Annotated in this window: 21 protein-coding genes and 1 pseudogene; 10 read left to right on the top strand and 12 right to left on the bottom strand. The window is 68.9% G+C overall.

Annotation, left to right across the window (positions count from 1 at the left end):
- Positions 1–323: 323 nt before the first annotated feature.
- Both ABZU69_RS28985 and ABZU69_RS28980 read left to right on the top strand, forming a co-directional pair.
- Entirely contained in the window at positions 324–1,217 is an 894-nt protein-coding gene (locus ABZU69_RS28985) for a DUF1996 domain-containing protein (protein ID WP_354967477.1), read from the top strand.
- 71 nt (positions 1,218–1,288) lie between these two features.
- Complete coding sequence (locus ABZU69_RS28980) at positions 1,289–1,936, top strand: DUF305 domain-containing protein (protein WP_354967476.1); 648 nt, start codon at positions 1,289–1,291, stop codon at positions 1,934–1,936.
- Here ABZU69_RS28980 and ABZU69_RS28975 read toward each other — a convergent pair.
- The 4 genes and pseudogenes from ABZU69_RS28975 to ABZU69_RS28960 all read right to left on the bottom strand — a co-directional run bounded on the left by ABZU69_RS28975 (position 1,924) and on the right by ABZU69_RS28960 (position 5,714).
- Positions 1,924–2,745, bottom strand: a complete 822-nt coding sequence (locus tag ABZU69_RS28975) for a CoA ester lyase (protein WP_354967475.1) — start codon at positions 2,743–2,745, stop codon at positions 1,924–1,926. The genes ABZU69_RS28980 and ABZU69_RS28975 overlap by 13 nt on opposite strands.
- Positions 2,745–3,395, bottom strand: a pseudogene (locus ABZU69_RS28970) (CoA transferase). Before ABZU69_RS28970 ends, ABZU69_RS28975 begins: the two are co-directional and overlap by 1 nt.
- A gap of 551 nt (positions 3,396–3,946) precedes the next feature.
- A complete protein-coding gene (locus ABZU69_RS28965) occupies positions 3,947–5,023 on the bottom strand; it encodes an Ldh family oxidoreductase (RefSeq protein ID WP_354967474.1) in 1,077 nt (358 codons plus the stop codon).
- A gap of 79 nt (positions 5,024–5,102) precedes the next feature.
- Positions 5,103–5,714, bottom strand: coding sequence for an RraA family protein (locus tag ABZU69_RS28960; RefSeq protein ID WP_354967473.1), 612 nt, complete (start codon positions 5,712–5,714; stop codon positions 5,103–5,105).
- A 415-nt stretch (positions 5,715–6,129) separates the two neighbouring features.
- On the opposite strand from ABZU69_RS28960, the gene ABZU69_RS28955 reads away from it, so the two are divergent.
- From ABZU69_RS28955 to ABZU69_RS28930, 6 genes are read left to right on the top strand one after another with little or no spacing between them, the layout of a single operon-like run.
- Positions 6,130–7,224, top strand: a complete 1,095-nt coding sequence (locus ABZU69_RS28955) for an ABC transporter ATP-binding protein (RefSeq protein WP_354967472.1) — start codon at positions 6,130–6,132, stop codon at positions 7,222–7,224.
- Entirely contained in the window at positions 7,221–8,990 is a 1,770-nt protein-coding gene (locus ABZU69_RS28950) for an iron ABC transporter permease (protein ID WP_354967471.1), read from the top strand. Before ABZU69_RS28955 ends, ABZU69_RS28950 begins: the two co-directional genes overlap by 4 nt.
- Before the next feature lie 28 nt (positions 8,991–9,018).
- Positions 9,019–10,107 carry an extracellular solute-binding protein gene (locus ABZU69_RS28945; protein WP_354967470.1) on the top strand — a complete coding sequence of 363 codons (1,089 nt, stop codon included), beginning with the start codon at positions 9,019–9,021 and terminating at the stop codon, positions 10,105–10,107.
- 51 nt (positions 10,108–10,158) lie between these two features.
- Entirely contained in the window at positions 10,159–11,667 is a 1,509-nt protein-coding gene (locus ABZU69_RS28940) for a lyase family protein (RefSeq protein WP_354967469.1), read from the top strand.
- A gap of 14 nt (positions 11,668–11,681) precedes the next feature.
- Positions 11,682–12,488, top strand: coding sequence for a cyclase family protein (locus ABZU69_RS28935; RefSeq protein ID WP_354967468.1), 807 nt, complete (start codon positions 11,682–11,684; stop codon positions 12,486–12,488).
- Between the two features lie 44 nt (positions 12,489–12,532).
- Positions 12,533–13,294 carry a helix-turn-helix domain-containing protein gene (locus ABZU69_RS28930; RefSeq protein WP_354967467.1) on the top strand — a complete coding sequence of 254 codons (762 nt, stop codon included), beginning with the start codon at positions 12,533–12,535 and terminating at the stop codon, positions 13,292–13,294.
- 938 nt (positions 13,295–14,232) lie between these two features.
- Here the strand turns inward: ABZU69_RS28930 and ABZU69_RS28925 are convergent.
- The 4 genes from ABZU69_RS28925 to ABZU69_RS28910 all read right to left on the bottom strand — a co-directional run bounded on the left by ABZU69_RS28925 (position 14,233) and on the right by ABZU69_RS28910 (position 18,208).
- Positions 14,233–15,324, bottom strand: coding sequence for a LacI family DNA-binding transcriptional regulator (locus ABZU69_RS28925; protein WP_354967466.1), 1,092 nt, complete (start codon positions 15,322–15,324; stop codon positions 14,233–14,235).
- A 173-nt stretch (positions 15,325–15,497) separates the two neighbouring features.
- Positions 15,498–17,132, bottom strand: coding sequence for an ABC-F family ATP-binding cassette domain-containing protein (locus ABZU69_RS28920; protein ID WP_354967465.1), 1,635 nt, complete (start codon positions 17,130–17,132; stop codon positions 15,498–15,500).
- A gap of 231 nt (positions 17,133–17,363) precedes the next feature.
- Positions 17,364–17,543 (bottom strand): hypothetical protein, encoded by a 180-nt coding sequence (locus ABZU69_RS28915; RefSeq protein ID WP_354967464.1) that lies wholly within the window; start codon positions 17,541–17,543, stop codon positions 17,364–17,366.
- A gap of 59 nt (positions 17,544–17,602) precedes the next feature.
- Positions 17,603–18,208 (bottom strand): TetR/AcrR family transcriptional regulator, encoded by a 606-nt coding sequence (locus ABZU69_RS28910; RefSeq protein ID WP_354967463.1) that lies wholly within the window; start codon positions 18,206–18,208, stop codon positions 17,603–17,605.
- Between the two features lie 143 nt (positions 18,209–18,351).
- Between ABZU69_RS28910 and ABZU69_RS28905 the strand changes: the two genes are divergently transcribed.
- Positions 18,352–19,455, top strand: coding sequence for an aldo/keto reductase (locus ABZU69_RS28905; RefSeq protein WP_354967462.1), 1,104 nt, complete (start codon positions 18,352–18,354; stop codon positions 19,453–19,455).
- 103 nt (positions 19,456–19,558) lie between these two features.
- On the opposite strand, the gene ABZU69_RS28900 is transcribed toward ABZU69_RS28905, so the two are convergent.
- Positions 19,559–20,077 (bottom strand): hypothetical protein, encoded by a 519-nt coding sequence (locus ABZU69_RS28900; RefSeq protein ID WP_354967461.1) that lies wholly within the window; start codon positions 20,075–20,077, stop codon positions 19,559–19,561.
- 122 nt (positions 20,078–20,199) lie between these two features.
- Between ABZU69_RS28900 and ABZU69_RS28895 the strand changes: the two genes are divergently transcribed.
- Complete coding sequence (locus ABZU69_RS28895) at positions 20,200–20,877, top strand: TetR/AcrR family transcriptional regulator C-terminal domain-containing protein (RefSeq protein ID WP_354967460.1); 678 nt, start codon at positions 20,200–20,202, stop codon at positions 20,875–20,877.
- A gap of 93 nt (positions 20,878–20,970) precedes the next feature.
- Here the strand turns inward: ABZU69_RS28895 and ABZU69_RS28890 are convergent, their stop codons facing one another.
- The 3 genes from ABZU69_RS28890 to ABZU69_RS28880 all read right to left on the bottom strand — a co-directional run bounded on the left by ABZU69_RS28890 (position 20,971) and on the right by ABZU69_RS28880 (position 24,448).
- Positions 20,971–21,987 carry an alpha/beta fold hydrolase gene (locus tag ABZU69_RS28890; protein ID WP_354967459.1) on the bottom strand — a complete coding sequence of 339 codons (1,017 nt, stop codon included), beginning with the start codon at positions 21,985–21,987 and terminating at the stop codon, positions 20,971–20,973.
- A gap of 129 nt (positions 21,988–22,116) precedes the next feature.
- On the bottom strand, positions 22,117–23,049 hold the full coding sequence (locus tag ABZU69_RS28885; protein ID WP_354967458.1) for an acetyltransferase: 933 nt from the start codon (positions 23,047–23,049) through the stop codon (positions 22,117–22,119).
- 199 nt (positions 23,050–23,248) lie between these two features.
- The gene (locus ABZU69_RS28880; RefSeq protein ID WP_354967457.1) at positions 23,249–24,448 is read right to left on the bottom strand and encodes a low temperature requirement protein A; all 1,200 of its coding nucleotides are present in this window, start codon (positions 24,446–24,448) and stop codon (positions 23,249–23,251) included.
- Between the last annotated feature and the right edge of the window lie 11 nt (positions 24,449–24,459).

Here is a 24,459-nt window from a genome sequence, read left to right as displayed (position 1 = left end):
CCGCCGATGCGAACACCGCCTCCTACGAGGTCACCGTCGAGCACCTCGCCGACTGGATCGCCACCCGCGGCTACGCCACCAGCTGACCCAACCACGATGACAAGGGCCGGACCCCAACCAGGGGTCCGGCCCTTTCGCGTCGTCATTGCCACCAACTGCGGAACGCATTGACAAGCGTCGACTCCAGGGTGAGGCTGGATCTGTGAGAGCGCTCTCTCGCGTCCCGGCTCAACAGACCACCACCAGTCTGGCCAGGGAAACTCCGATGTCTTCGGCGGCGGCGCCGGAGCTGTCCCTGCCCCGTCCCCGACAGGAGTCACGAGATGGACAGGGCCGCACCCCTCTCCGGCATCCACCGCCGGCTGCGCCTCGCCACGGCGATCGGTGCCCTGCTGGCGCTACTCGGCACGTACATGGTCTCCACCACGGCCCGGGCCGACGCCGCCCCGGGCGTCAACGTCATCCGGGTCGCAAAGTTCCCGGCCGACTGCACGTACAGCCACCGGCTGCCGGACGACCCGATCATCTTCCCCGGGCTGCCCGGGGCGTCGCACATGCACAGCTTCTTCGGCAGCACGGTGACGAACGCCCACACCACGCTCCCCGACCTGGTCAACTCTCCGACCACCTGCAATCCGCGGACGGACGTCTCGTCGTACTGGGTGCCCACCCTGTACAACAACAACGTTCCGGTCGAGCCGGCCATCTCCACGTTCTACTACCTGGGTGAGGGCGTCCGCGCCGACGTCGTCGCGGCCACCCAGCCAATCCCGCAGGGGCTGCGGATCGTGGCGGGCAACGCCAAGGCGGCCGGGCCGACCGAGAGCATCGCCCGCTGGTCCTGTCTGCACGCTGGGCAGGTGCCGCCGTCGAAGAACTTCGTCACCTGCCCGGCCGGGACGATGCTGGAGTCGTACCTGGACTTCCCGCAGTGCTGGAACGGCCGCGACCTGGACTCGCCCGACCACAAGAGCCACATGGCGTACCCGGTGAATCAGGCCTGCCCGGCGACGCACCCGGTGCACGTGCCGAAGCTGCGCCAGGTGCTGCGGTACCCGGTCAACGGCAACCCCGCGCCGTTCCGGTTGGCCTCCGGGCCGGGCTACACCATGCACGGCGACTTCTTCAACGCCTGGCCGGTGGCGGAGATGGCACGCCGCGTCCAGGACTGCATCCGTCCGGTGATCAAGTGCGGGCACGACGGTCGACCGATCTGAGTCGAGACGGTCAACCCGAGGGCGGGCCCGGTCGCGCCGGGCCCGCCCACCCCGCGCGGAAAGGAGGTCGGATGCGGGCCCTCGTCGCCGCGCCGCCCACGCTGCTCATCGCCGTCCTGCTCGTCGCCGGCTGCGCTGCCGGGCCATCGGACCCGGCCGCCACCGCCGCGCCGCCCGTGAATGCGCCGACGGCAGTCGCACCGCCGAGCGTCGCGGCACCCACGGGTACGGCCGGACCGTTCAGCCCGACCGACACCGCCTGGCTCCAGCTCACGGTGGCGATGGCCGAACGGGTGCTGCCGGTGCTCGACCTGGTGCCGGCCCGGACCACCGACCCGGTCTGGCGGCGCCTGGCCGCCCAGATCGAGGCGACCCACCGCGCCGACCTGGTCGTGTCGCGCCGGCTGCTGGGCGACTCCGGTGCGCCGGCGACCAACCCGCACGAGGGCCACGACATGCCGGGCATGATCAGCCCCGACGAGCTGGCAGCGCTGCGGTCGGCCACCGGGAAGGCGTTCCACCGGCTGCTCGCCGGGCACCTGCGTGCGCACCTGACGCAGGCGGTCCGGATCGCCGCCGCGGAGCAGCGGGGCGGCGTCCACCCGGCGACCATCGCGTTGGCCGCGGCCGTGGTCCGGGGCGGCACCGCCGACCTCGCGCGGCTCGACCGGCTCGACCCCGCGGGGCCAGACGGGCGGCGCGCGGGTCAGGCGGCGTAGCGGGCGGCCAGGTCCACGGTGCGCCGGGCGGCGGCGACCATCGCCCGGTCGGCGAAGCGGCCGTCGGGCAGCACCGCCGTTCCCGAATCCCGTCGCTGCGCCTCGGCCACAGCGGCCAACAGCTCCGCGGCGCGGGCCACCTCCCGGTCGGCGGGCCGGAACGCCTCGACGATCACCGGCAGCTGGCGCGGGTGGATCGCCGCACGGCCGAGGAAGCCGAGCTTCCGCCCGACGGCGCAGGAGGCGGCCAGACCGGCGACGTCGGTGACGTCGGCGAACACCGACATCGCCGGCGGGGCCAGGCCGGCGGCCCGGGCCGCCACCACCACCCGGCCGCGCGCCCAGAGCAGCCCCTCGTCGTCGCTCACCCCGAGGTCGGAGCGCAGGTCGGCCTCGCCGAGACCGATCGAGGCCACCGCGGGGTGGGCGGACGCGATCGGGTACGCGGCCTCCAGCCCGAGCGCCGACTCGACCAGCGGGTGCAGCGGCACGTCGACCCGGTCGGCGAGCGCCGCCACCGTCTCGGCCGACTCCACCTTCGGCAGCCGCAGCCCGGCCAGCCCCGGCCGACCGGAGACCGCGGCCAGGTCGGCGTCGACGTCCGGCCCGGTCAGCTCGTTGACCCGGACCTGCACCGGCACCGGGTGCGTCTCGGCGAGGAACTCCGCGACCGCGTCCCGGGCGTACGCCTTGCGCCCGGCCACCACGGCGTCCTCAAGGTCGAGGATGACCGCGTCGGCGCCCGAGGCGACCGCCTTGGCGAACCGGTCCGGGCGGTCGCCGGGCACGTAGAGCCAGCTGAGCAGCATCAGAGCACTCCCCGCTCGCGCAGCGCGGCCAGCTCGTCGGCGCTCAGGCCGAGCGCGCCGAAGACCGCGTCGGTGTCCTGGCCGTGCCGCCGGCCGGCGTGCCGGATCTCCCCCGGGGTGTCGACGAGCCGGAACGGCACGTTCTGCATCCGTACCTCGCCCAACTCCTCGTCCGGGACGCTGCGCACGGTGCCCAGCGCCGCGTACTGCGGGTCGGCGAGGATGTCCCGCACGTCGTAGACCGGCGCGACCGCCGCCTGCGCCGCCTCGAACGCGGCCACCACCTCGTCGCGGTCCCGCTTCGCCACCCAGGCGCTCACCGCGGCGTCCAGTTCGTCGGCGTGGGCGGCCCGGCCGCTGCCGGTGGCGAACCACGGCTCGTCGATCAGCTCGGGTCAGCCGACCAGCCGCAGCACCCGCTCAGCGATGCTCTGCGCGCTCGTGGAGACGGCCACCCAGCGCCCGTCCGCGCACCGGTACGTGTTGCGCGGGGCGTTGTTGTTGGACCGGTTGCCCAGCCGGGGCTGGATGTAGCCGAGCTGGTCGTACCAGGTGATCTGCGGGCCGAGCATCGCCATGATCGGCTCGATGATGGCGAGGTCCACCACCTGTCCGGTGCCGGTGGCGTCCCGGGCCCGCAGGGCCAGCATCACCGCGTACGCGGCGGCGAGCGCGGTCACCGAGTCGGCCAGCCCGAACGGGGACAGCTGGCTGGCTGCTCGGGCAGGGTCGTGATCGTGGAGGCGATTGCCTCCCGGACCGCTTCGGCGCCGTGTCCGGCCAGGCGGGACCGTTGTGGACCCTGGGCTGGCCACCGTGGTGAACCGCTGACCTGACCTTCCCGTTCCGGGTGCAGACGGTCGTGCCCGTACGGCCAGCGCCGCCAGGTATGTACGACCACGCCCGGCGGCTACCGTCGGTGCGGATGTCAATCAGCGGTCAGGGGTGTGACGGCCGCACGGACCCGCGTGATCGATATGATCAGCGGATCTGTGCGGCCGTTTCCACCCTGGTTACCACGCCAGGTTGACCCTCGATAACGGGCACAGGGTCCAGGGTCGATGCGGCGGCTGCCCGTACATCCTCGGGCCTTGCGGCACATCATCGTCCCTTGACGTGGGATGAGCCGTACCCCGAGCTCTGGTCGCGTGCCATTTTCCCCGCATGGTCACCACTGGATCCCGGCACATCTGATGGGCCGTCATGCGTCATGACTGGCCGGTACGCTCCGATGTAGGTCCGGCGGAGGCACGTCATAGTGCTTTCCGACCTTGACCAGGTCGTACCAGACGTCCTCCGGTAGCGAGATTCCCGACTCGGTCGCCGACATTGCGTTGTCGTACTCGATGTCGCCAGGCAGGTACACGTTCTCGCCGTCCGCTGCGGGCAGCTCGCGTATGGTCCGGCCAACGGTGGTGACGTCGTTGACGAAACGGGCGACATCGGTGAAGTGCTTGATTGCCAGGGCTATGACGAGGTGGCTGGTCTTCGACGGCCGACCTGTGTCGGTGATGTTCGTTACCTCGCCGGTGAGGCTGGTTTCAGATAGCACACCACAGAGCAGGTCGATCACTAACGACAGTCCGGCGCCCTTCGCGCCGCCTATCGGCGCGAGCGTTCCACGGAGTGCGGCAGCGGCATCTGTCGTCGGCTGACCTGCCGCGTCCACTGCCCAGCCCATGGGGATCGGGAGTCCGTTCGCCGCGGCACGCCGGATCTTGCCCCGCGCCACCAGCGACGAGGACATGTCGAGCACGACCGGGTGCTCACCCGACGGAACGCCAAAGGCGATCGGATTGGTGCCAAGAAGCGGGACGGACGTGTTGTGGGGTGACATCGCGGGCGACGCGTTGGTCAGCACGATCCCGATCGCGTCGGCCTGGGCAGCCCGCTCGGCGAAGTACCCGGCGACCCCGAAGTGGTTTGAATGCGCGACCGAGATGGCGGCCACACCGGTCTCCGCGGCCTTGTTGACCGCCTGGCGCATCGCGATGGTCCCGGCGACCTGACCGAAGCCGTTGCGCGCGTCGAGAACGCCTGAGGATACCGACTCCCTGCTCATGACCATGTCCGGGTCGAGTTCCATCACCCCATGCTCGACCCGGCTGAGATATGTGCTCAGTCGCGCGACACCATGGGAGCCAACGCCCCGAAGATCGGCGTAGACGAGCGCCTCGGCGACGATGTTCGCGTTATCCTCACGCATCCCCGCGTTGGTCAGCACCGACCGAGTGAAGTTGGTGAGCGCGATCGAGCCGACGCTGGTTCGTTCTGCCATAGACGGCATCCTCTCTCTGGATCTCGATTTCTGCTGTGCCGGCAATGCAGCGACTGCCCGTCGTCGAGGTCTCCTGCATTCAGTTGTCGGCAGCGTAGAGGCGCGGAGTCTCTGCACGCTGCGCAGACTCCGCGCGTTGCTTCTCTTCCGCCCGCTTGAGGATGGCCTCTACATCGTCACGCGAGACAGCTACAACGCCATCAGCGTCCCCGACGATCACATCGCCGGGTGAGACGACCACGCCACCGACGGCGACCGGCCGTTGAAGCAGGCCCGGCCCGTTGCGGTAGGGGCCGGCTGGTGTCACCGCGCGCGCGTATACGGGAAAACCGAGCGTTTCAAGTTCTTCCACATCACGGATAGCGCCGTCGATAACGAACCCGGCGATGCCCCGAGCGATCGCCCGGCCGGCGATCAGCTCGCCGATCAGCGCCCGGTCCCGGTAACCCTGGCCGTTCACGACGATTACCGCTCCGGCGGGAGCGGTGGCAACCGCGTCGTGGATGGCCTTATTGTCACCGGCTGGCACGAGCACCGTGAACGCCGGTCCGACCAGTCGAGCCTTTGGGTAAACCGGACGGATACCACCGCCCAGGACACACAGGCGGTCCATGGCATCGCCGATGTTCGCCGTCGGCAAGGCGGCGAACCGGTCGTAGATCTCCGTGCTGATGAGTGGTGGTGCTGTCATCGAGACTCCTTCGGTCGTAGCCGCTGGGGTGAGGACGCTGCGCCCCATTTTCGGGGCCCCAGGGCGAGGGGCGAGGCCCAGTCGTCAAGGCTGGAGCGCTGCTCCGTCTCCACTGAGCTGGGGGGATTGGCTGGCCGGTCTGCCTTCTGAGCCGACCTCACTGGTGCAGGAGGCTTGCGCCTCGGCCGACATCGTCACATGATAGAACCTCTCTCGCAATGAGAACACATTTCATACAGTGAAATCCCGCCCAGGAGGCTCACGTGGTGAACGCCGCACCTTGCCCCACAAACCTGTCGCTCAGGCTGCAGCGACTGCCGGCTCCACCTGCCCCGATGGCCGTACCAGCGCGGGCAGGCGTCTCGTCGGATGCAAGCTGTTGCGGCAATCCATCGCTGGCGCAAGGGGGTTGCCGGTGAGGGTCGAGGCGACCGGGATCACGCTGAAGTACGGCGACTCGGTCGCGGTGGACAACCTCGATCTCTCGGTACCTGACGGTGAAGCGCTCGTGTTGCTCGGGCAGTCCGGTTGTGGGAAGACGAGCACGATGCGGTGCATCGCCGGGCTGGAAACGCCCCAGCGGGGGCGCATTGTCATCGGCGACTCGGTCGTGTACGACGAGAGCAAGGGCTACTCCAAGCCTCCGCATCGCCGGAACATCGGGATGGTGTTCCAGTCCTACGCCATCTGGCCGCACCTGAGCGTCTTTGACAACGTCGCCTTCCCGTTGCGCATGAAGCGGGCGGCCAAGCAGGTGATCCGCTCGAAGGTCGACGAATGTCTCGAGCTGGTCGGCCTGTCGCATTTGGCCGGTCGAGGGGCCAGCCTCCTCTCCGGGGGCCAAATGCAGCGCGTCGCGCTCGCACGTAGCCTGGCGATGGAACCCTCGATCCTCCTCCTCGACGAGCCGCTCTCCAATCTCGACGCGAGACTGCGCGACCGGCTGCGAGTCGAGCTTCGCTCCATTCAGCAGCGTCTCGGCCTCACCAGCGTCTACGTCACCCACGATCAGGCAGAGGCGATGGCCTTGGCCGATCAGATTGCGCTGATGCAGAACGGGCGGATCGTCCAGAGTGGTACGCCTCAACAGATCTACGAGCATCCGCGCGACGCGACCATCGCCAGCTTTTTCGGTATCGACAACATTCTTCCATGCACTTGGTCGGACGCCTCAGCGGTAAAACTGGCAGGCGCCGAGTTCTCCCTGCTAACCGATCGGAGCGACAACGCCGCGCCGTCGGCGGCTGACATTCGCGCCTGCATCCGGGCCGAGGACATCACGCTCTATAAGAAGGAGGTCGCTCCAGCGACCGCGATGCACGGTGTGGTCACGGTCGTCACCTATCACGGCGCTATCGAGCGGTACGAGCTGCGAATCGCCGACGAGGTGTCACTCTCGGTTGTGGTGCCCGTGCAGCAGGGATTCTCCGCCAAGCCCGGTGACCTGGTCGCCGCTGACGTCCGGCCGAACGCTGTCCGCGTACTGCCGGGAAGCGGTGAGAGCACATGAAGCTTGAAACCATCGAGGCAGAAGCGGGCGATATCCCCGCCCCGGCGAGGAACGAGGACATCCCTACCAGTCGCTCGTCGCGCTGGGTAAAGCGTGCCCGATTGCCGGCGGGGCTGATAGCCCTCCTGGCGATCTTGATCGTCGTGCCGATCCTGCTGGTGGTCGTGTCCTCCCTGACAACCGAGACACCTCGCCCGGGCAATCTCCTCGGCTCGGGGCTGACTCTCGAGAACTTCGCCACCATCCTCTCCGCTGGGACCCGGCAGGCCCTGCTCAACTCGCTGATCGTCGGCGTCGGCGCCTCGATCCTCGCCCTGTTCATCGGTGGTCTGCTCGCCTTCACCGTCGCCAGAACCAACGTGCCAGGGAGGCGGTTCCTCTACCTGGTGGGGCTTGTCCCCATGTTTCTGCCCTCGTACGTCGGCGCTCTTGCCTGGGCGATCCTCGGCAATCCAAACGCGGGACTGGCGAACATCGGGCTGAAGGACATCGGACTGCCCGCCCTGGTGAACATATACAACCTGGGTGGACTCATCTTCGTGCTGGGGATCTACTACGCGCCCTATTCCTTCCTGTTAATCCACAGCGCCTTCAGCCTGATGAACCCCGATCTCGAAGAGTCTGCCGCCATTCACGGTGCGGGGACGTTCCGGGTCCTGCGAAAGGTCACCCTGCCGCTCGCGACGCCGGCGATTCTCGGCTCCCTCGTGCTGACCTTGGTGCTCACCCTGGAGAACTTTCCAGTGGCCCAGATCATCGGTGGTGCGGCCCATATCGACACGCTGCCAACCTACATTTATCGCCTCATGAACTCGTCGCCGTCGCGAGGTAACGAGGGAGCGGCGGTGGCAATCGCCTTGGTGGCACTCATCCTCGTGATTACCGCCATCCAACGGAAAGTGATCTCCAGCAGGGACTTCACCACGGTTGCTGGGAAGGGGATAAAACCGCGGCAAATCGACCTCGGTGCGGCGAGAATCCCGCTTCTCGTCTTCGGAATCGCGTACTTCATCGCCGCCGCGGTACTGCCCTTGGCCACGCTGCTGATCGTTGCACTCAAGCGGTCCCCATACACCTCGACGTTGACCACCCTCTTCGAACCAGGCGTTCTTTCGGGCGAATCGTTCGTCACCGCGGTGACCTCGCCGACGGTGATCAAGGCCGCGAGCAACAGTCTCATCGTTGGCGTTGTCGCCGCACTGGCGGGCACGATCCTGGCTTTCGTCGTGGCATACGTCAGCAATCGCACGAACCTCCCCGGACGGTCGCTGCTGGAATACATATCAATGCTTCCACTGGCGGTCCCGGCGATCGTAATGGGCCTCGGTCTGCTGTGGACCTGGCTGATTCTTCCCGTTCCGATCTACGGAACCCTCTGGGTCATGATCGTGGCCTTCGTCGCGGCGCAAATGGCCCAGGGATATCGAAGCGTCTCCGGCTCGATCCTGCAAATCGACAACGATCTGGAAGAGAGCGCTATGATGCACGGTTCTTCGCGCATTGGCGGCATCCTTCGGATCACCGTACCGCTCATGCGGGTGGGGTTGACCTCCACCTTCCTGCTCCTGCTGATGCTGTCGATGCGTGAACTGACCGTACCGCTGTTCCTGTTCACGACCGACACTCGCCTTTTGTCCATTGTGATCTTCGACAACTTTGAAAACGGTGTGCTTCAGGCGTCCGCCGCGATAAGCCTGCTCTACTGCCTGGTCCTGCTCATTCTGGCCCTGGTGACGAGGCGTTTTGGCGCGGCGGACGAAAAGTGAGAAGCGGCCTACCAGAGAAGGGAACGAAATGAAAGACCTGAAACGAACACTGGCATCCGCTGCTGTCGGTCTGGTGATGCTCAGCGCATGCTCGAACGGGTCCGTGAGCGCCGAGGATGTCAAGGGCGACCTCGTTGTCGGCAACGAGGTGATAGCCGATGTCAATCTGTACAAGCAGGCGCTCGGTCAGGGTACCTTGCAGTTCTACACCGGAGGTAGCGACCAGTCCGAACAGTTGGTCGCTGAGAAGTTTACCGAGGATACCGGCATTCCGGTCGAGCTGATCCGGCTGGCCCCGGCCAAACTTACGGAACGGATCTTGAGTGAGCACAGCGCCAACAAGCTGGCCGCCGACGTCATACGAATCTCGGGCGCCGATCTCCTGCAGTCTCTTGTGGACAACGGCGTATTTCAGGCACACAACGTCCCTGACAGCTTCGCGCTAGACGACACGGCGCGGGTCAAGGACGGTCTCTACTACCGTAGTTTTGACCGGATCTACACGTTTGCCTACAATAACCAGATCGTCTCGGCAGATCAGGCGCCGAGCAGTTGGGCGGCGTTGATCGATCCGAAATGGCGTGGCCAGCTCGGCATCGTTCAGGTCTCCGCAGGCGGCGCCATGGCCGCGTTGACCCGATTCCACTTCGAGAAGCTCGGCGAAAAATATCTCCGCGAATTTGCCGGAGAGAATCCGCGTACGTTCGACACGGTCTCGTCGTTGGTCGATGCCCTCGCTCGCGGCGAGATCAAGGTGGGTACCGTGCCCATTGCGACCGCATACGGCGCGATCTCTGAGGGTGCACCGCTGGGTGTCGGCATTCCCTCAGATGGTATGGCAGCATTTCCGTACTATGTTGGCATCTCTTCGTCAACGAGCCGTCTTGCCGCGGCCCAGGTCTTCGAGAACTGGCTGCTTTCGGCTCGTGGCCAGGAGTTGGCGGGCACGATCGGTGACTACCCGGTCCGCTCCGATGTGGGCGCGCCAAAGGTCGAAGGTCTTGATCTTCCGCCGGCCGACAGCCCTCTGATCTACCGGCACTCGCCGGAAGAATCACTGAGGCATCTGGAATCGGATGCGACCTTGTGGAAGGAAATCTTTGGATACGTCGGCTGATCCAAAGATTTTGCCTTACCAGCACCATCGCCCCTGATTGGAGAAAAGACGATGTCTGACCTTTCCCACTTGCCTCCCGCGACCGAACCGCCCGCATCGCTGTGGGACGCCGCCGATTCGGGGGTGCTGGCTCCGGCGTGGGCGGGAGTCGGGGCCAACGACATCGTCGGAGATCGGGCCTGGGTCCAGGCCATTCTGGACGTCGAGGTCGCGCTGGTCGAGGCGCAGCATGAGCTGGGGATGGTCCCCGACGGCGCTCAAGCTGTCATCGCCGGCGCGGCCCGCGTCGAGGACATCTCCCGCGACGCGGTGATCCGAGGCATCTACGAGACCTCCAACCCAGTCATTCCGATCGTCGCCGAGTTGACCCGGCTCGTCGCAGACAGCGACGAGGCCGCGTCAGAGTACGTACACCGGGGTTCTACCAGCCAGGATGTGATGGACACGGCGATGATGCTGGTGGCGGAACGTGCGCTACGGCATATCCAGACCGACCTGGATTTGGCGATCGACGCGGCGGCGGCGCTGACGGCCGGGCACCGAGCGACTCTGGCCATCGCCCGCACGCTGACCCAGCACGCCGTACCAACGACGTTTGGTGTGAAAGCCGCAAACTGGCTACACCTGCTGCTGGACACGCGCGAGCGGCTAGCGGCGATAGCCGATAGCGGGCTACCCGTCTCGCTCGCGGGTGCGGGCGGCACTCTGGCCGCATACCGGGAGTACGCCCGGATAGCCGGAGTCCCATGGACCAGTGGTGCGCAGCTCGCCGGGTTGATGGCACAGCGACTCGGGCTCGCCGTCCGCGACTACCCGTGGCACACCAACCGGGTTCCCGTGGCCGAATTGGCGTCCGCACTGTCCATACACGTCGGCGCGATGGGCAAGATCGCGATCGACGTACATGCCCTCTCCAGGCCGGAGATCGCGGAGGTGTCGGAGGCTTCCGGTGTCGGGCATGGAGTCTCTTCCGCTATGCCGCAGAAGCACAACCCCGTACATACCACCGTCCTGCTGGCGGCAGCGCGGCACGCGCCGGCGGTCTCGCTGATCCTCAACCAGGCGATGGTCGCCGAAGACGAGCGGCCGGCCGGTGCCTGGCAGGGAGAGTGGCACGCCTTGCGTGATCTCCTCCGGACCGCCATCGGATCGGCCCATCACGGCAAGCTCCTGCTCTCCGGGCTACACGTTGTCCCCGAGCGAATGGCGGCCAACCTGGCCATGTCCGGTGGTGCGGTGGTCTCCGAGAAGGTCAACGCCGTTCTCGCCCCGGTGATCGGCAAGAGGCGAGCCAAGGCGGTGCTGACCGAAGCCCTGTTCAACGCGGGTAGCGGCAAGGGCACCGGCGCTGCCGGTCTGGACCTGCGCGAGGTCTTCGCCGAGTTGCTTCGGCGTGAGCAGGTTGTTCTCGGCGACGACGAGTTGTCGGCGTTGCTTGATCCCGCGAATTACCTCGGCGATTCCGATCAGATCGCTCAGGCCGCCCTACGCCGGTGGGCGGCGCGGACGGGCAAGTCCCACATAAGCCCGGTCGGTACCCAAGACAAGCCCAACGAGTAGATCAGGAGCAGTAAATGCCGAACAGATTCCTCAGCGTCCTCGCTGACGGTGCCGAGTACGTCGACCTGTCACATCCCCTCGAATCGTCGATACCGACGTCCCCCAACCACGTCGGGTTCAAGCTGGCCCTGCAGCGCCGTCACGGTGACGTCGTGCGGCCGGACGGCAGCTCAGGCGCCAGCGAAGTCATCATCACCGGCGGGCATATCGGAACGCACATCGATGCACTGTCGCACATCTCCTTCCAGGGCCTGCTGCACGGCGGGGTGGACGCCGCGGCGGCGCAACGTTCGGGACGGTTCGAGGCGCTCGGCGCCGAGACGATCGCCCCCTTCTTCTGCCGCGGGATCCTCCTCGACGTTGCCAAACATCTCGGCGAAGACGTGTTGGTGGGTGGCTACGAGATCACCGCCGAGGATCTCGCCGGAAGTGCCAAGCGCGCCGGCGTCGAGATTCGACGTGGGGACGTGGTGCTCATTCGGACCGGATGGGCACAGTACTGGTCGCGAGCCGAACAGTATCTGGGGCTTGACAGCGGTGTGCCCGGCATCGGCCCGACTGCCGCTGAGTGGCTGGCCGCGCGTGGTCCGCGCGCCGTAGGCGGGGATACCACGGCGGTAGAATGCCTGCCACCTGGGCAGGGAACTCGACTGCTCCCGGTACACAAATTGCTAATTGTTGACAACGGGATCCACTTGATCGAACACGTCAACCTTGAGCCATTGCGTGACAAGGACCGCAACGAGTTCCTATTTGTCCTCATTCCGTTGCGCATAGTGGGCGCCACTGGCTCGCCGGTCCGCCCACTCGCGGTCTACTGAGGTAGGCTCGGAAGGATAATGAAACGTCCACACTTGGGCCGGCCATGACATCAGACGCGGCATCAGGGGCGACGACCGTCCGCAGCGTGGAGCGATGCCTGGACATCCTCGAGGTCCTTGAGCGTAGCGACAGCCCACTCCGGCTCACCGACATCGCACGGCGGGCAGGACAGCACCCCGCGACGACGCTCAGGTTCCTCGGGGCGTTGGAACGGCGTGGCATGGTCGTCGTGAGGCAGCAGTTGTACCGATTGGCCGTGGCCACACTGGGGATGGCCCACGGTTTCCTGAGCCTGGACCCGCTATGTCAGGCCGCGCGTCAGGTGCTGCAGGAGCTCGCCACGGCGACCAAGCTGGCGGCGACCCTCTACGTCAGGAGTGGGGCCGACAGGGTTCTGGTGATCCGTATCGAGGGCGGCGAGCCGTTGCGCTATCAGCCGCCGGTCGGCCGACGTCTGCCGCTGGTCACGGGCGGGGGCATCCCTATCGCGGCTCAGCTTTCCGACGCCGATATCGAACGCCTGCTTGGACCGAACGAGACCTTCGTAACCTCGGGAGGGGTCGTCTACTCCCGTAAGGAGCTGCGTGAGTTCATTGTTGCGGCGAAACGCGATCACGTACACCTTTCCAACGCCCAGTGGAATGTCGGCGTATCGTCGATCAGCGCGGCGGTCATCGGACGCGACGAACCAGCTCTTGCCTCGATCTCGCTGTCGGGCCCCAGCGAACTGGTGTTCCCAGACCGGCTCCTTCGTGCTCGTGAGGAGTTGCTCCGCGCCACGTTCGCATTGAGCCATCGATTCTGAGCAGTCTGGCTGGTGAACGACCCAGTTCCTTTTGGGGGAGTTCACGAATTTCGGCTCTGCAACGAAGACGGTGGTGGTGAAGGGGTGCAACCTGGCGGACCGGGTGTTCGTTGGCGTGATGCTGGGGCCTCCGCGGTTGTTCGCGGAAATCTGGCCTCCGTGATGGCGGACGCCGGACAATTCGCCTCGGCCGTCCGCGCCTATAAAGAATTGTTGGCGGACGTTCTGGCAGCTCTTGGGGCGGACCATGAAATCGCGCTGACGACGCGCCTTAACCTCGCCGCAACCGAGGAAGAATCGGGTGACCGCGGCCGCCTCGTGCAGCTCGCGGCCCACCCCCTGGAGGCCGGCGAGCAGGACGACTGTGGTCTGCGGCATGCCGGCCCAGTCCCCGACGAGGATCACGGCGGGCAGTGCCGTGTTGAAGTCGCCGAGCCAGTTGGTCCGCAGCCCGTCGGCGCCGATCCGGTGGAAGAACTCGTTGAGCAGGCCGGCGTCCGGGTGGTAGACGAGCTTCCAGAGGATGCCGACCACGACCGGCGGCATCGCCCACGGCACCACGGCCAGCACCCGGGCCACGCCCCGGAACCGCAGCTGCTGGTTGAGCAGCAGGGCCAGCCCGAGGGCGAGCAGGAACTGGAGCACCGTCACCCCGACCGCCCAGAGCAGCCCGATCTTGAACGAGTTCCAGAACAGCTCGTCGCCGAGGAGTTCGCGGTAGCTGGCCAGGCCGGTGAAGGACACCTCGACGTTGCGCCCGGCCCGGGCGTCGGTGAAGCCGAGGTAGATGCCGCGCAGCAGCGGAAACACCGACAGCACCAGGATCGGCAGCAGCGACGGCAGGAGCAGCAGGTAGATGGCGGTCCGGTCGGAACGGAACCGGCTCGGCCGGCGGGCCGGTCCGGCCCGTTCGACGTCCGGCCGCTCGGCCAGCGTGGTCATGAGGTCACCCCTTCGCTGGTCGGGTGGGTGGTCGGCGGGGCGGCTGGCCGGGGTGCCGGCAGCGGCGTGCCACTGGACGCCCGGATGGCGAGGCTGGGTGGCACCTGCTCGCGCCGGGGCGGCAGGGTCGGGTCGGCGATGCGTTGCAGGAGCAGCTCGGCGGCCCGTCGACCGCGCTCGGCCGAGCCGAGCGAGACGCTGGAGAGCTGGGGAAACATCATCCGGGCCAACTCGGTGTCGTCCATGCCGACGACGGCGACGTCCTGCGGCACCGGGCGCCCGGCGGCGAGCAGGGCGTGCAGCGCCCCGACCGCGATGAGGTCGTTGGCGCAGACCAGGGCGTCCGGGTCGGCACGGGCGAGCAGCCGCTCGGTGGCGGCCCGGCCGGCGGCGTACTGGAAGTCGCCGACCTCGATCAGGTCCTCGTCGAGCCGGATGTCGTGTCGCGCCAGCGCTGCCCGGAAGCCGGCGTCGCGCGCGGTGCCCGGGACGGTGTCGAGCGGGCCGTTGACGAAGCCGATCCGGCGCCGGCCGCTGGCGATGAGGTGGTCCACGGCCAGCGCCACACCCTGCCGGGAGTCGGTACGCACGTTGTCGACCGCGGCGTCCGCGCCGAGCTGGCCGACCACCACCACCGGCACCGGGCTGTCCACCAGCGCGGTCAGGTGGTCGTCGGTGACCCGGATCGGGGAGACGATCATCCCGTCCACGTAGCGGTTGGCCAGCCGGCGCAGCAGGGCGGTCTCGTTGTCGATCCGTCCGCCGGTGGCGTGCACCAGCAGCTGCCGCCCGGAGGAGGCGACCACGGACTCGATGGCGCGCATCATCTCGACGTAGACCGGGTTGCCGATGTCCTCGACGGCGAGCGCGACGAGGCCGGTGCGCTGGGACTGCAGCGACCGGGCGATCGCGTTCGGCACGTAGCCCACCTCGGCCGCCGCGGCGCGTACCTTGCGGATCGTCTCCGGGCTGCCGCCGATGCCGTTGAGCACGCGCGAGGCGGACGCGATGGAGACACCGGCGCGGGCGGCGACCGTGTGCACCGTGGGCCGGCCGTCAGCCGGTTCCTGTAAACGTTTACGACCCACGTTCGACACCTCCACCCGGTTGCTGTAAACGTTTCCGGGAGTCTGCGCCGCCCTTGGCGGAGAGGTCAAGGGCTCGTTACGAAAACGTTTCCAACAGTCGACGGGCGGACCCGCCTCGCTGATCAAGAGATTCGCGTCATCCCGCCCGGCGTGTCCTGACGCAAACCTCTTGGTCAACGGCGGGTGGACGGCCCGACGGTGAGGGTGATCTCGCGGCCCGGCCACCGGGAGCGGAGGCGTCGGTCGTGGCTGGCGACGATGATGGCGCCCGGTCCGGTGCCCAGGGCGTCCTCCAGCTCGTCGCAGAGCCGTGGGGAGAGATGGTTGGTCGGCTCGTCCAGCAGGAGCAGGTCCGGCGGGTTGGCGACGAGCACCGCGAGAGCGAGCCGACGGCGCTGGCCGACCGACAGGTCCGCCGCCGATCGGTCGAGATCCCTGGGCACGAGCAGCCCGAGTGACGACAGCGGCACCGCTTCGGCGCGCTCGGCACCGACGGCACGACCGAAGACGTCCCGGGCGGTCCGCGACGGATCCTCGAAGGTGGTGTCCTGGGTGAGCAGACCGACGCGCAGGTCCGGCCGCCTCCAGACGGCTCCGGTGCCACTGACGCGTCCGGCGAGGACGGCGAGCAGAGTGGACTTGCCCGCACCGTTCGGGCCGCTCACCAACAGCCGGTCGCTGGCGGCGACCGCGAGGTGCGCCATCCACAGCCGATCGGGTATCCGCACCTGGCGCATCGTGGCGACGATGTCATCGCCGGCGCCGGTGGCGAGAACGGGTGCCTGGAAGCGCAGCGGCTCCGGTGGCGCGGCGACCTGGTGACGCTCCAGTGTCTCCAGTCGGCGGGTGGCGTCGCGGACACGGCGGGAGATCTGGTTCTGCACCCGGCCGGCGGTGTGCCCGTACCCCATCTTCTCGCTGTCGCGGGGGCCACGGCCGTGGGCGACCTGGTGCCCGGTCACCGCGGCGGCCTCGCGCAGTTCGGCGAGGAGCGCCTGCTCGTCGTCGTAGCGCCGGCGCCAACGGTCGGCCTCGGCCCGCTTGGCCGCCAGGTACGCGCTGTAGCCACCGCCGTAGCGGACCGGGCCCTCGACCGCCGGGTCCAGATCGATGACGTCGGTACACACCGCGTCCAGAAACGCCCGATCGTGGCTCGCCAGCACGACCACCCCGGGCATCGCGCGGAGTTGGTCCTCGCAGAACGCCGCCGCCGCGTCGTCGAGGTGGTTGGTGGGCTCGTCGAGCAGCAGCGCATCCGGCCGGCGGACCAGCATCGCGGCCAGCGCGAGGCGGCCCCGCTGCCCGCCGGACAGCTCCGCGAGCCGCCGATCGTGCGCGATCCCGCCGAGGCCGAGGCCGGCGAGCACGGTCTCGGCACGCCGGTCGGCGTCCCAGGCGTCCCGGTCCTGCGCCCGCTGCAGGGCCGCACCGTACGCCGCCAGCAGCTCGGCGTGCCGCTCGGCGCCCTCCGGTGCGTCGGCCAGCGCGGCGCCGAGCCGGTCCAGCTCGGCGAGGTCCGCCCGGGCCTCGCGCAGCGCGTCGTCCAGGACCGTGGCGACCGTCGCGGACGCGGCGTAGGGCATCTCCTGGTGCAGGAAGCCGAGATCCGGTGGGCGCGCGACGGTGCCGGAGTCCGGTTCGTCGACGCCGGCCAGGACCCGCAACAGGGTGGTCTTGCCGGTGCCGTTCTCACCGATCAGGCCGATCCGGTCGCCGGGCGCGGCGGTCAGGGAGACACCGTCGAGCACCCGGCGCGTACCCCGGATACGAAGAAGGTCATGGGCGATGAGGGCGGGTCGAGCAGACATGAAGACCTCGGAGAAGGAAGATCCGGGCGCACACAGGTGGCCCGGCGGGAGCAGGGCATGACGACAGAGGCCGCGGCGACGGCAGCGCGATCACGCGCCCGTCGGCGGCCGGTCCGGGCTCTCACCCGGAGATGTCGTCGTCACCTGCCACGCTTGCTCCGATCTCCAACAACTCGGGCGAAAGGATAGCTCAGCGCGGACGCTCAGCTCTCGGTGTGGCGCGGCACGACCTCACCCTCCGCCCATGCTCGACGAGCTGTTGTCCGACGAGTTGCCCGGCCTCGACGTGTACCGGCCCGCCCGCCGCCCAGACCGCGCACGGCGTCCCAACACGCTGATGATCGTCAGCAGCAGCGCGGCGAAGAGCAGGATCGAACCGCCCAGCAGCGCTGCGATCATTCCCACCGACATGGTCGACCACCCCTCTCCGGGCCAGCACCCGTGCGGCCGCAAAGGAGATCCTGACACGGTCAGGCGGTGCGGGAACCCGCCCGCAGGGAATCGATGGTGAGGTCCAGGGCGGCCTCAAGGTGATCGATCTTCCCGGTGGCGAGCAGCAGCAGGACGCCGCCCTGGATGCCGGCCAGCAGCGCCGCGGCGGCACGGTCGGCGTCGACCTCGGGGGCGATGTCCCCGGTCGACTGCATGTGCCGGATGCCCTCGGTGATCGCCTTCTGCCAGCGCCGCATAAGCCCGGCCACCACCGCCTGCGCGCCCGGCCCACGCCGGCCCGCCTGGCCGAGCAGACCGTTGAGCGGGCACTTCACGCCCTGCGCGAGGTAGCGCTCGATGAGCCGGTCGCGCCATGCCAGCCACGCCGGCCAGGACGTCAGGTTGCTGAGCATCGGCTCCTGGTCGATGAGCACCTGGTCGGCCTCGTGCTGGGCCACGGCGAGCAGCAGCTCGTCCTTGCCCTCCGGGAAGTAGTGGAAGAGCTGGCCCTTGCTGGTGCCGGTGCGGGCCATCACGTCCTCGAGGCGTGTCTCGTCGACGCCGCGCTCGCGGATCTCGGCGGCGGCGCCGGCGACGATCCGCGCCCGGGTCGCCTCGCCCTTGCGGGTCAACGCGCGCGTCATGAAACCTCCGTCACCGCCTCCTCGTCTGGACCTGGCGGTTCAACCGTAGCTCGCTCTTTGGACTTGCGGGTCCATTTTTGCCGAGCAAAAGTCTGGGCCACGCGGTCCGCTCCGGGCCGGCGAGCGATCGGAAGGACGCAACGATGAACCAGTACTACCTGCTCGGGCGGTCCGGTCTGCGGGTGAGCCGACTGGCGCTGGGCACGATGAACTTCGGCGTGGACGGGTTCCACGCCGCGTACGGCAGGACCGAGGAGGAGGCGGAACCGATCTTCCGCCGTTACCTGGAGGCGGGCGGGAACCTCATCGACACGGCGGACTTCTACACCGCCGGTGAGAGCGAACGCATCCTCGGCCGCCTGATCGACCGGGCCGGTGTCCGGGATCGGCTCGTGCTCACCAGCAAGGCCACCAACACCATCGACCCGACCGACCCGAACGCCAGCGGCAACGGTCGCAAGCACATCGTGCGGGCCGTGGAGGCCTCGCTGCGCCGGCTCGGCACCGACTACATCGACCTGCACCTGCTGCACACCTGGGACCGGATCACACCGGTCGAGGAGGTCGTGCACACCCTCGACGACCTGGTACGCGCCGGCAAGATCCGGTACGCCGGGCTCTCCGACGTACCGGCCTGGTACGCGGCACGGGCGCAGAGCTACGCCGAGGCGCGCGGGCTGGCCCCGATGATCACCGTGCAGCTTCCGTACTCCCTGGTCGCGCGCGACATCGAGGCGGAGTACGTGTCGATGGCCCAGACCCTCGGCATGGGCCTCACGGCGTGGAGCCCGATCGGCGGCGGTCTGCTCAGCGGCAAGTACCGGCGGACCGGCGAGGGCATGAGCGGGACCGGCCGGTTGACCAATCCCGACGCCCCGGGTCGAGAGATCAACCCCAGAGACTGGCAGGTGATCGAGGCGCTCGAGGAGGTGGCGGCGGAGCTGGGCCACAGCATGGCCCAGGTCGCGATCAACTGGGTGGCGACCCAGCCGGCGGTCGCCTCGGTGGTCATCGGGGCGAGCAGCCCGGAGCAGCTGGACAGCAACCTCGGCGCGCTCGACTTCGAGATCCCGGCGGACGCGCGTCGCCGGCTCGAGGAGGCCAGCGCACCGCAGGTCGGGATGCCCTACGGGATGTTCACCCCGCAGTACCAGTCCTGGGTCGTGAGCCCCGGCCTCGGCATCGGCGACAAGCCAGCGGGATACGCCCCGCCGGTGTTCAACGGCGCCACCCCGCCCGTCAACTGACGGAGCACGACAATGGCACAGGGCCTTCGCGGCGACAGCATCGCCGCGAAGGCCCCGTTGCGTGCACCCGCCGGCTCGCCGCCGCAGGATCGGGAGCGAAGGGTCAGACGACGGAGACGGCGACCAGGGCGACGGCGGAGCCGGCGAACACCACCGCGTTGCGGAGGTAGGTCTGGGCGCGCACCCAGCGCGGGAAGGCGCCCTCGGCGGCCGCGAGGAAGGGCTCGACCTGGATGCGGGTCAGCTCCGGGTCGCCCTTGCGGCGGAAGGCGGCCTGGACGGACTTCACGGCGGTGCGGTTGCTGTAGACGATCACCACGTTCATCAGCACGACCAGCGAGGAGAAGATCCAGGTCAGCAGCTGGGCCGGGTCGGCGCCGGCGAGGTTCAGGGCCGCGGTGGCGGTCATCACCGCGGCGACGGCCACCGGGGCGGCGGTCTCGTGGCCACCGGCGTCGAACCGGAGCCTGTTCTCCTCCAGGATCCCCGGGCGGACGTTCTGGCGGCGGAGCTCGGCCTCCGCGGCGGCCTTCGCGACCGGGCCGAAGCGGTGACGGACCAGCGGGATGCTGACGAAGGCTGCGGCGACGAGCAGTTGCATCACGGCGGCGAGGGTGTTCACGAGGGTCTCCCTTGAGTTGCACATTGTTCAAGTAGCTGGCGGTGATGACGGTAGCGGACGAATTGAACAATGTGCAAGACGGTCGTTGAACTTTGTGCAAGCGGGTGCGTACCGTGAGGGGCATGGCACGCGACACCCTCACCCGAGACCAGATCGTCCGCACCGCCGTCGAACTCCTCGACGACGAGGGCCTCGAAGGCCTGAACATGCGCGCCCTGGGCAAACGCCTCGACTCGGCTGCCACGGCCATGTACTGGCACGTCAAGAACAAGGACAACCTCGTGCTTCTCGCCACCGACCGGGTGTGGGGCGAGCTCACGCTGCCCGACCTGGACGCGGTCGACTGGCGGACCGCGGCCACCGCCATGGCCGTCGACCTGTACGAGATGTTCACCCGGCACCCCTGGCTGGTGCAGGCCTTCGCCGCACACGTCCTCTACGGGGAGGGCAAGGCACGGCACGACGACCACACGCTCGCCGTCTACGAGGCCGCCGGCTTCCGCGGCGCCCAGGCCGACCAGGCCGCCTCCACGGTCTTCACCTACGCCCTCGGCAACGCGGCCGGCGCCGCCGCGACCGCCTCGCTCACCCGGAAACTCGCCCGGGACGACACCACCGCCGAGGAACAGTTCCAGGACGCCATGACCAGGGCCCAGGAGATCGCCATGCGCTATCCCCGCCTGCGCGCGCGCCTGGAGACCCCGGCGGCGGCCACCTATGCCGCCGCTCCCGACCGGGCCTTCGAGTTCGGTCTCCAGGCCCTCCTCGACGGCCTGGAGCGGCAACGGGCTGGGAGTTGAACAAGGCCCAGACGCGACCTCGCCGGCCGGTTTTTCCAGCGTGTCCCCACGACCGTGGGCCAGCAGGCGCCCAGTGCCGCCGTCGTCCGACGGCTACTCGGCCGCGCCGGTCGTCCGGGCGAGTCCGGACGTCGGCACCGGGTCTCCCTCGTACAGCGCGACGTACCGCCGGCGCAGGTCGGATCCGTCGGTGCCGAGCGCGCCGAGGTCCAGCACGTCGTGGCGGACGCCCAACGACTCCGGCAGTTCGCAGACCCGCAGTGGGATCGCGTTCGCCTCGGCGATCCGGGCCGGCACCGTCACCGCCGCACGCCGGTCCACCACCCCGTCGAGGGGACTGATCGCGACCGCCGCGGTCAGCAGACCGGTCCGTCGTGGTGGGCGCGGGAAATCGCGCGCGATCGCCAGGTACTGCGCGACCGCGGACAGGGAGTAGCCGCGCGAGGTGACACGGTCGGGCAGGATGCGGCGCCCGTACAGCAGGATGAGCGGCTTGACGGCGAACGCCGGCGCCTGACGCGGGTCAGGGCCGAAGAACGGCGACAGCAGCAGCAGACGCCGCACGACGTCGCCGCGGACCTGGGCCAACCAGGCGGCCAGAACCCCGCCGCCGGAGATCCCCACGACACCGACCTCGTCCCCGAGACCCGCCGCGACGGTCAGCGCCTCGGCGGCGTACGCGGTCAGGTCACCGGCCTCGACCTGATGATGGGCCCGCCGGTCCACCGTGCCGTGGTGGGGAGCGCGCGGAACCCAGACGTTGTAACCACGGGCGAAGAGCTCCTCGGCCATCTCGTCGAACTGGTCCGGCGCGTGGGTGTATCCGTGCAGCAGCAGCACCGCCCGGTCGGTACGGGAGCCGTGGCTCAGCAACCGGCTGCGCGACTCCGGCCGGAGCAGCGGATCCGCGGCCTCGGCCGAGACGATGGTCTCGGCGACGCGGGTGGCGGCGGCGAAGTCGAGCGCGTCCGCGGGCGCGCTACGCGGCTCACGGCGGCGCGACGGCCAGAGAAGGCGCCCGACGACTGCCGCCACGACGAGCGTCAGCCCGTCGCCGATGAGCGCGACCCAGTAGTCGAGGAAGGTGTGGTGCCCACCGAACAGGTCCATCGACGTCAGGCCTGGTGGCAGGGGTTGACAACGATCTTGGACACGGCCAGATCCTCCCACCGGCCGTTCGGTCGATGCGGCGGTGGGTAGGGGTACGCCCTGGTGGCGCCAGGGCGTACCCCCGGTCGGTCAGCCCAGGCGGCCGGCGGCGGCGACCGCCGGATCGGGCGGCGTGCCGGTCGCCGGCGCGAAGAGGACCCGCGAGCGCAGCTGTCGGAACCCGGTCCGTTCCAACTCCGCCAGCACCGCCACCCGGTGGGCGTCCACGTCGGCGATCACCTCCCGCGCGCCACCGGCTGCCAGCACCCGGACCGCCTCGACCAGCAGCTCACTCCGGACGGCCTCGTCGAGCAGACCGAGGTAGGCGATGAGCGGGTAACAGGCGTCGCCCGCTGGTCCGACAAGCCCGACCGGCACGCCGTCGTCCAGCGCGACCCGCCAGTCCCCCGCCGGACCCCGCAGCCAGGCCAGCGGGTCGGTGGCCAGGTCGACGCCGCCGACCGCCCGCGCTATCTCCACACCGGTCAGCACGTCCGGCTCGGCGATCCGGGCGACCAGTGCGTTGATCTCGGTCGGGTCGGCGGCCGGGCGGAAGGCGTACCGCCCGGAGGTGGCCGGCAACGGCGTGCCCGTCCAGGAGCATCTCAGCCGCTCCCCCCGCTCGACCAGCCCGGCGAGCCGAGCCGCCGCCATCGGCGCCTCCACCACGGCCAGCACCTCGGGCCGCCGCCGCCAGTGCGCCGGCATGGCGGCGAAGTACAGGCCGGGACCGCCCAGCGCCTCGTGGGCGGCGCGCAGCAGTGCCGCGCCCACCTCCGGCTCGGCGTCCAGGTCGAACCGCTCCAACCAGGGCGCACCGACGGCACCCGGCGGAAGGAGCCAGGCCGCCCGGGCGACCACCCGGCCGCTTCGGAGGGCGACCCAGGTGGTCTCGGGTCGGTAGCCGCCGCCGGCGATCCCGTCGGCGTAGCCGACCTTGCGCAGTTGGGGCAGCGGATCGGGCATGGAGTCGAACATGTGTTCCTCGCCCGCGACGAGCGGACGGATGACCAGGTCGGTCATAGGTTGATCCTCCGGAAAGCGAGCGCCCCGGGTCAGATCCGCGTGGACGCCGGGGCGCGGAGGGGGCGCAGAACATCGGACATTGTTCTGACCTCCTCCCGGCTCGACGGCGTGCCCCAGAACCTATCCGAGGTTCTCGCCGGCGGCAAGACGCGCTCGGGCTGCCGTGCCCGCGCGGAGAGGTGTACCCCGAGGCCGGCTACAGCTGCGGATTGGTTTCCGGTCCGCGCCGGTGGGCGAACCCGTCGGAGATGGCGATCCCGGCCAGGATCGACCCGGCGGTGACAACCGCCGCGATCGGCGGAAGGAACACCATCGGCGGCGCGGCCACGACCAGCGCCAGCGCCCCGAGCAACAGCACCCGGCAGCGCGCCCCGGTGCGGGACAGTTGCTCCAGGTAGGTCCGCCCGATCAGGAACAGCGCCGGGCCGCCGAAGATGACGACCACCAGGGCCCAGTCGATCGGCGGATCCGGGTCCTCCATGATCTGTCCGAAGCCGACCGCGAGGCAGATGATGCCGCCGACGATGAGCAGCAGGCTGAAGCTCGCCCACCGGGACAGTTGCATCCCCTCCCCGGCCGAGCTGGCGGTCGTGTCCCGACCCGGGCCCGCGTGGTAGAAGTAGATCCGCCAGAACGCCACCACCGCCACGAACGCGGCGACAAGGGTGATGGTCCGCAGGGTCGAGAAGCCCGGGAAACTGATGGTGAGGCCGGCTTCGAGCACCACCTCGGCGAGCGCGATCATGAAGAACTGGTTGTACCGCTCGGCGAGGTGCATGTAGGAGACCCCGGACAGGGCGTTGCGGCGTGCCCCGGCAATCCCGAGGGCGGGCCAGTTGGTGGCCGCCCCGACGACCTCGATGGAGAGGGCGACGGTCCAGAAGACGCCGCGGCCGAGCCCTCCGCTGATGCCGCCGCCGATCCACAGCACGCCGGACACCGCGTGCCAGCTCAGCACCCGGGCCGAGACCTCCCGTATCGGATGGCCTCGCAGGGCCCACGTCAGGTAGAGCGGGCGGCCGACCTGAATGAGGACGTACGCGCACGCGAAGATCACACCGCGCTGCCCGAACGCCTGGGGCAGGGTGACCGACAACACCAGCGTGCCGAACATCGTCGCGAGCAGGAGGATCTGGATGTCGGTTCGGCGCGGGTCGTAGGTGCTCGCCATCAGGGCGTTCAGCGACCAGATCATCCACATCGCCGCGAAGAACAGCAGCGTCTGACCCGCCTCCGACAGCAGCGAGTGCCGGACGATGGTCAGGTCGTCGGCGACCCGTCCGGCGAGACGGGCGAGCGCGAAGACGTAGACGATGTCGAAGAGCAACTCCAGGACGGTTGCCCGTTGCGGGCTCCTGCTGTCCCCGAGCCCTCGGAACGCCGCGCCCGTCAGCACGGAGGGGTTCA

Source organism: Micromonospora sp. NPDC005206 (assembly GCF_040608175.1).
In the GTDB taxonomy this organism is placed as follows: Bacteria; Actinomycetota; Actinomycetes; order Mycobacteriales; family Micromonosporaceae; genus Micromonospora.
The sequence above is the reverse complement of the archived record's forward strand: the minus strand, read 5'-3'. Positions and strand labels throughout refer to the sequence as shown.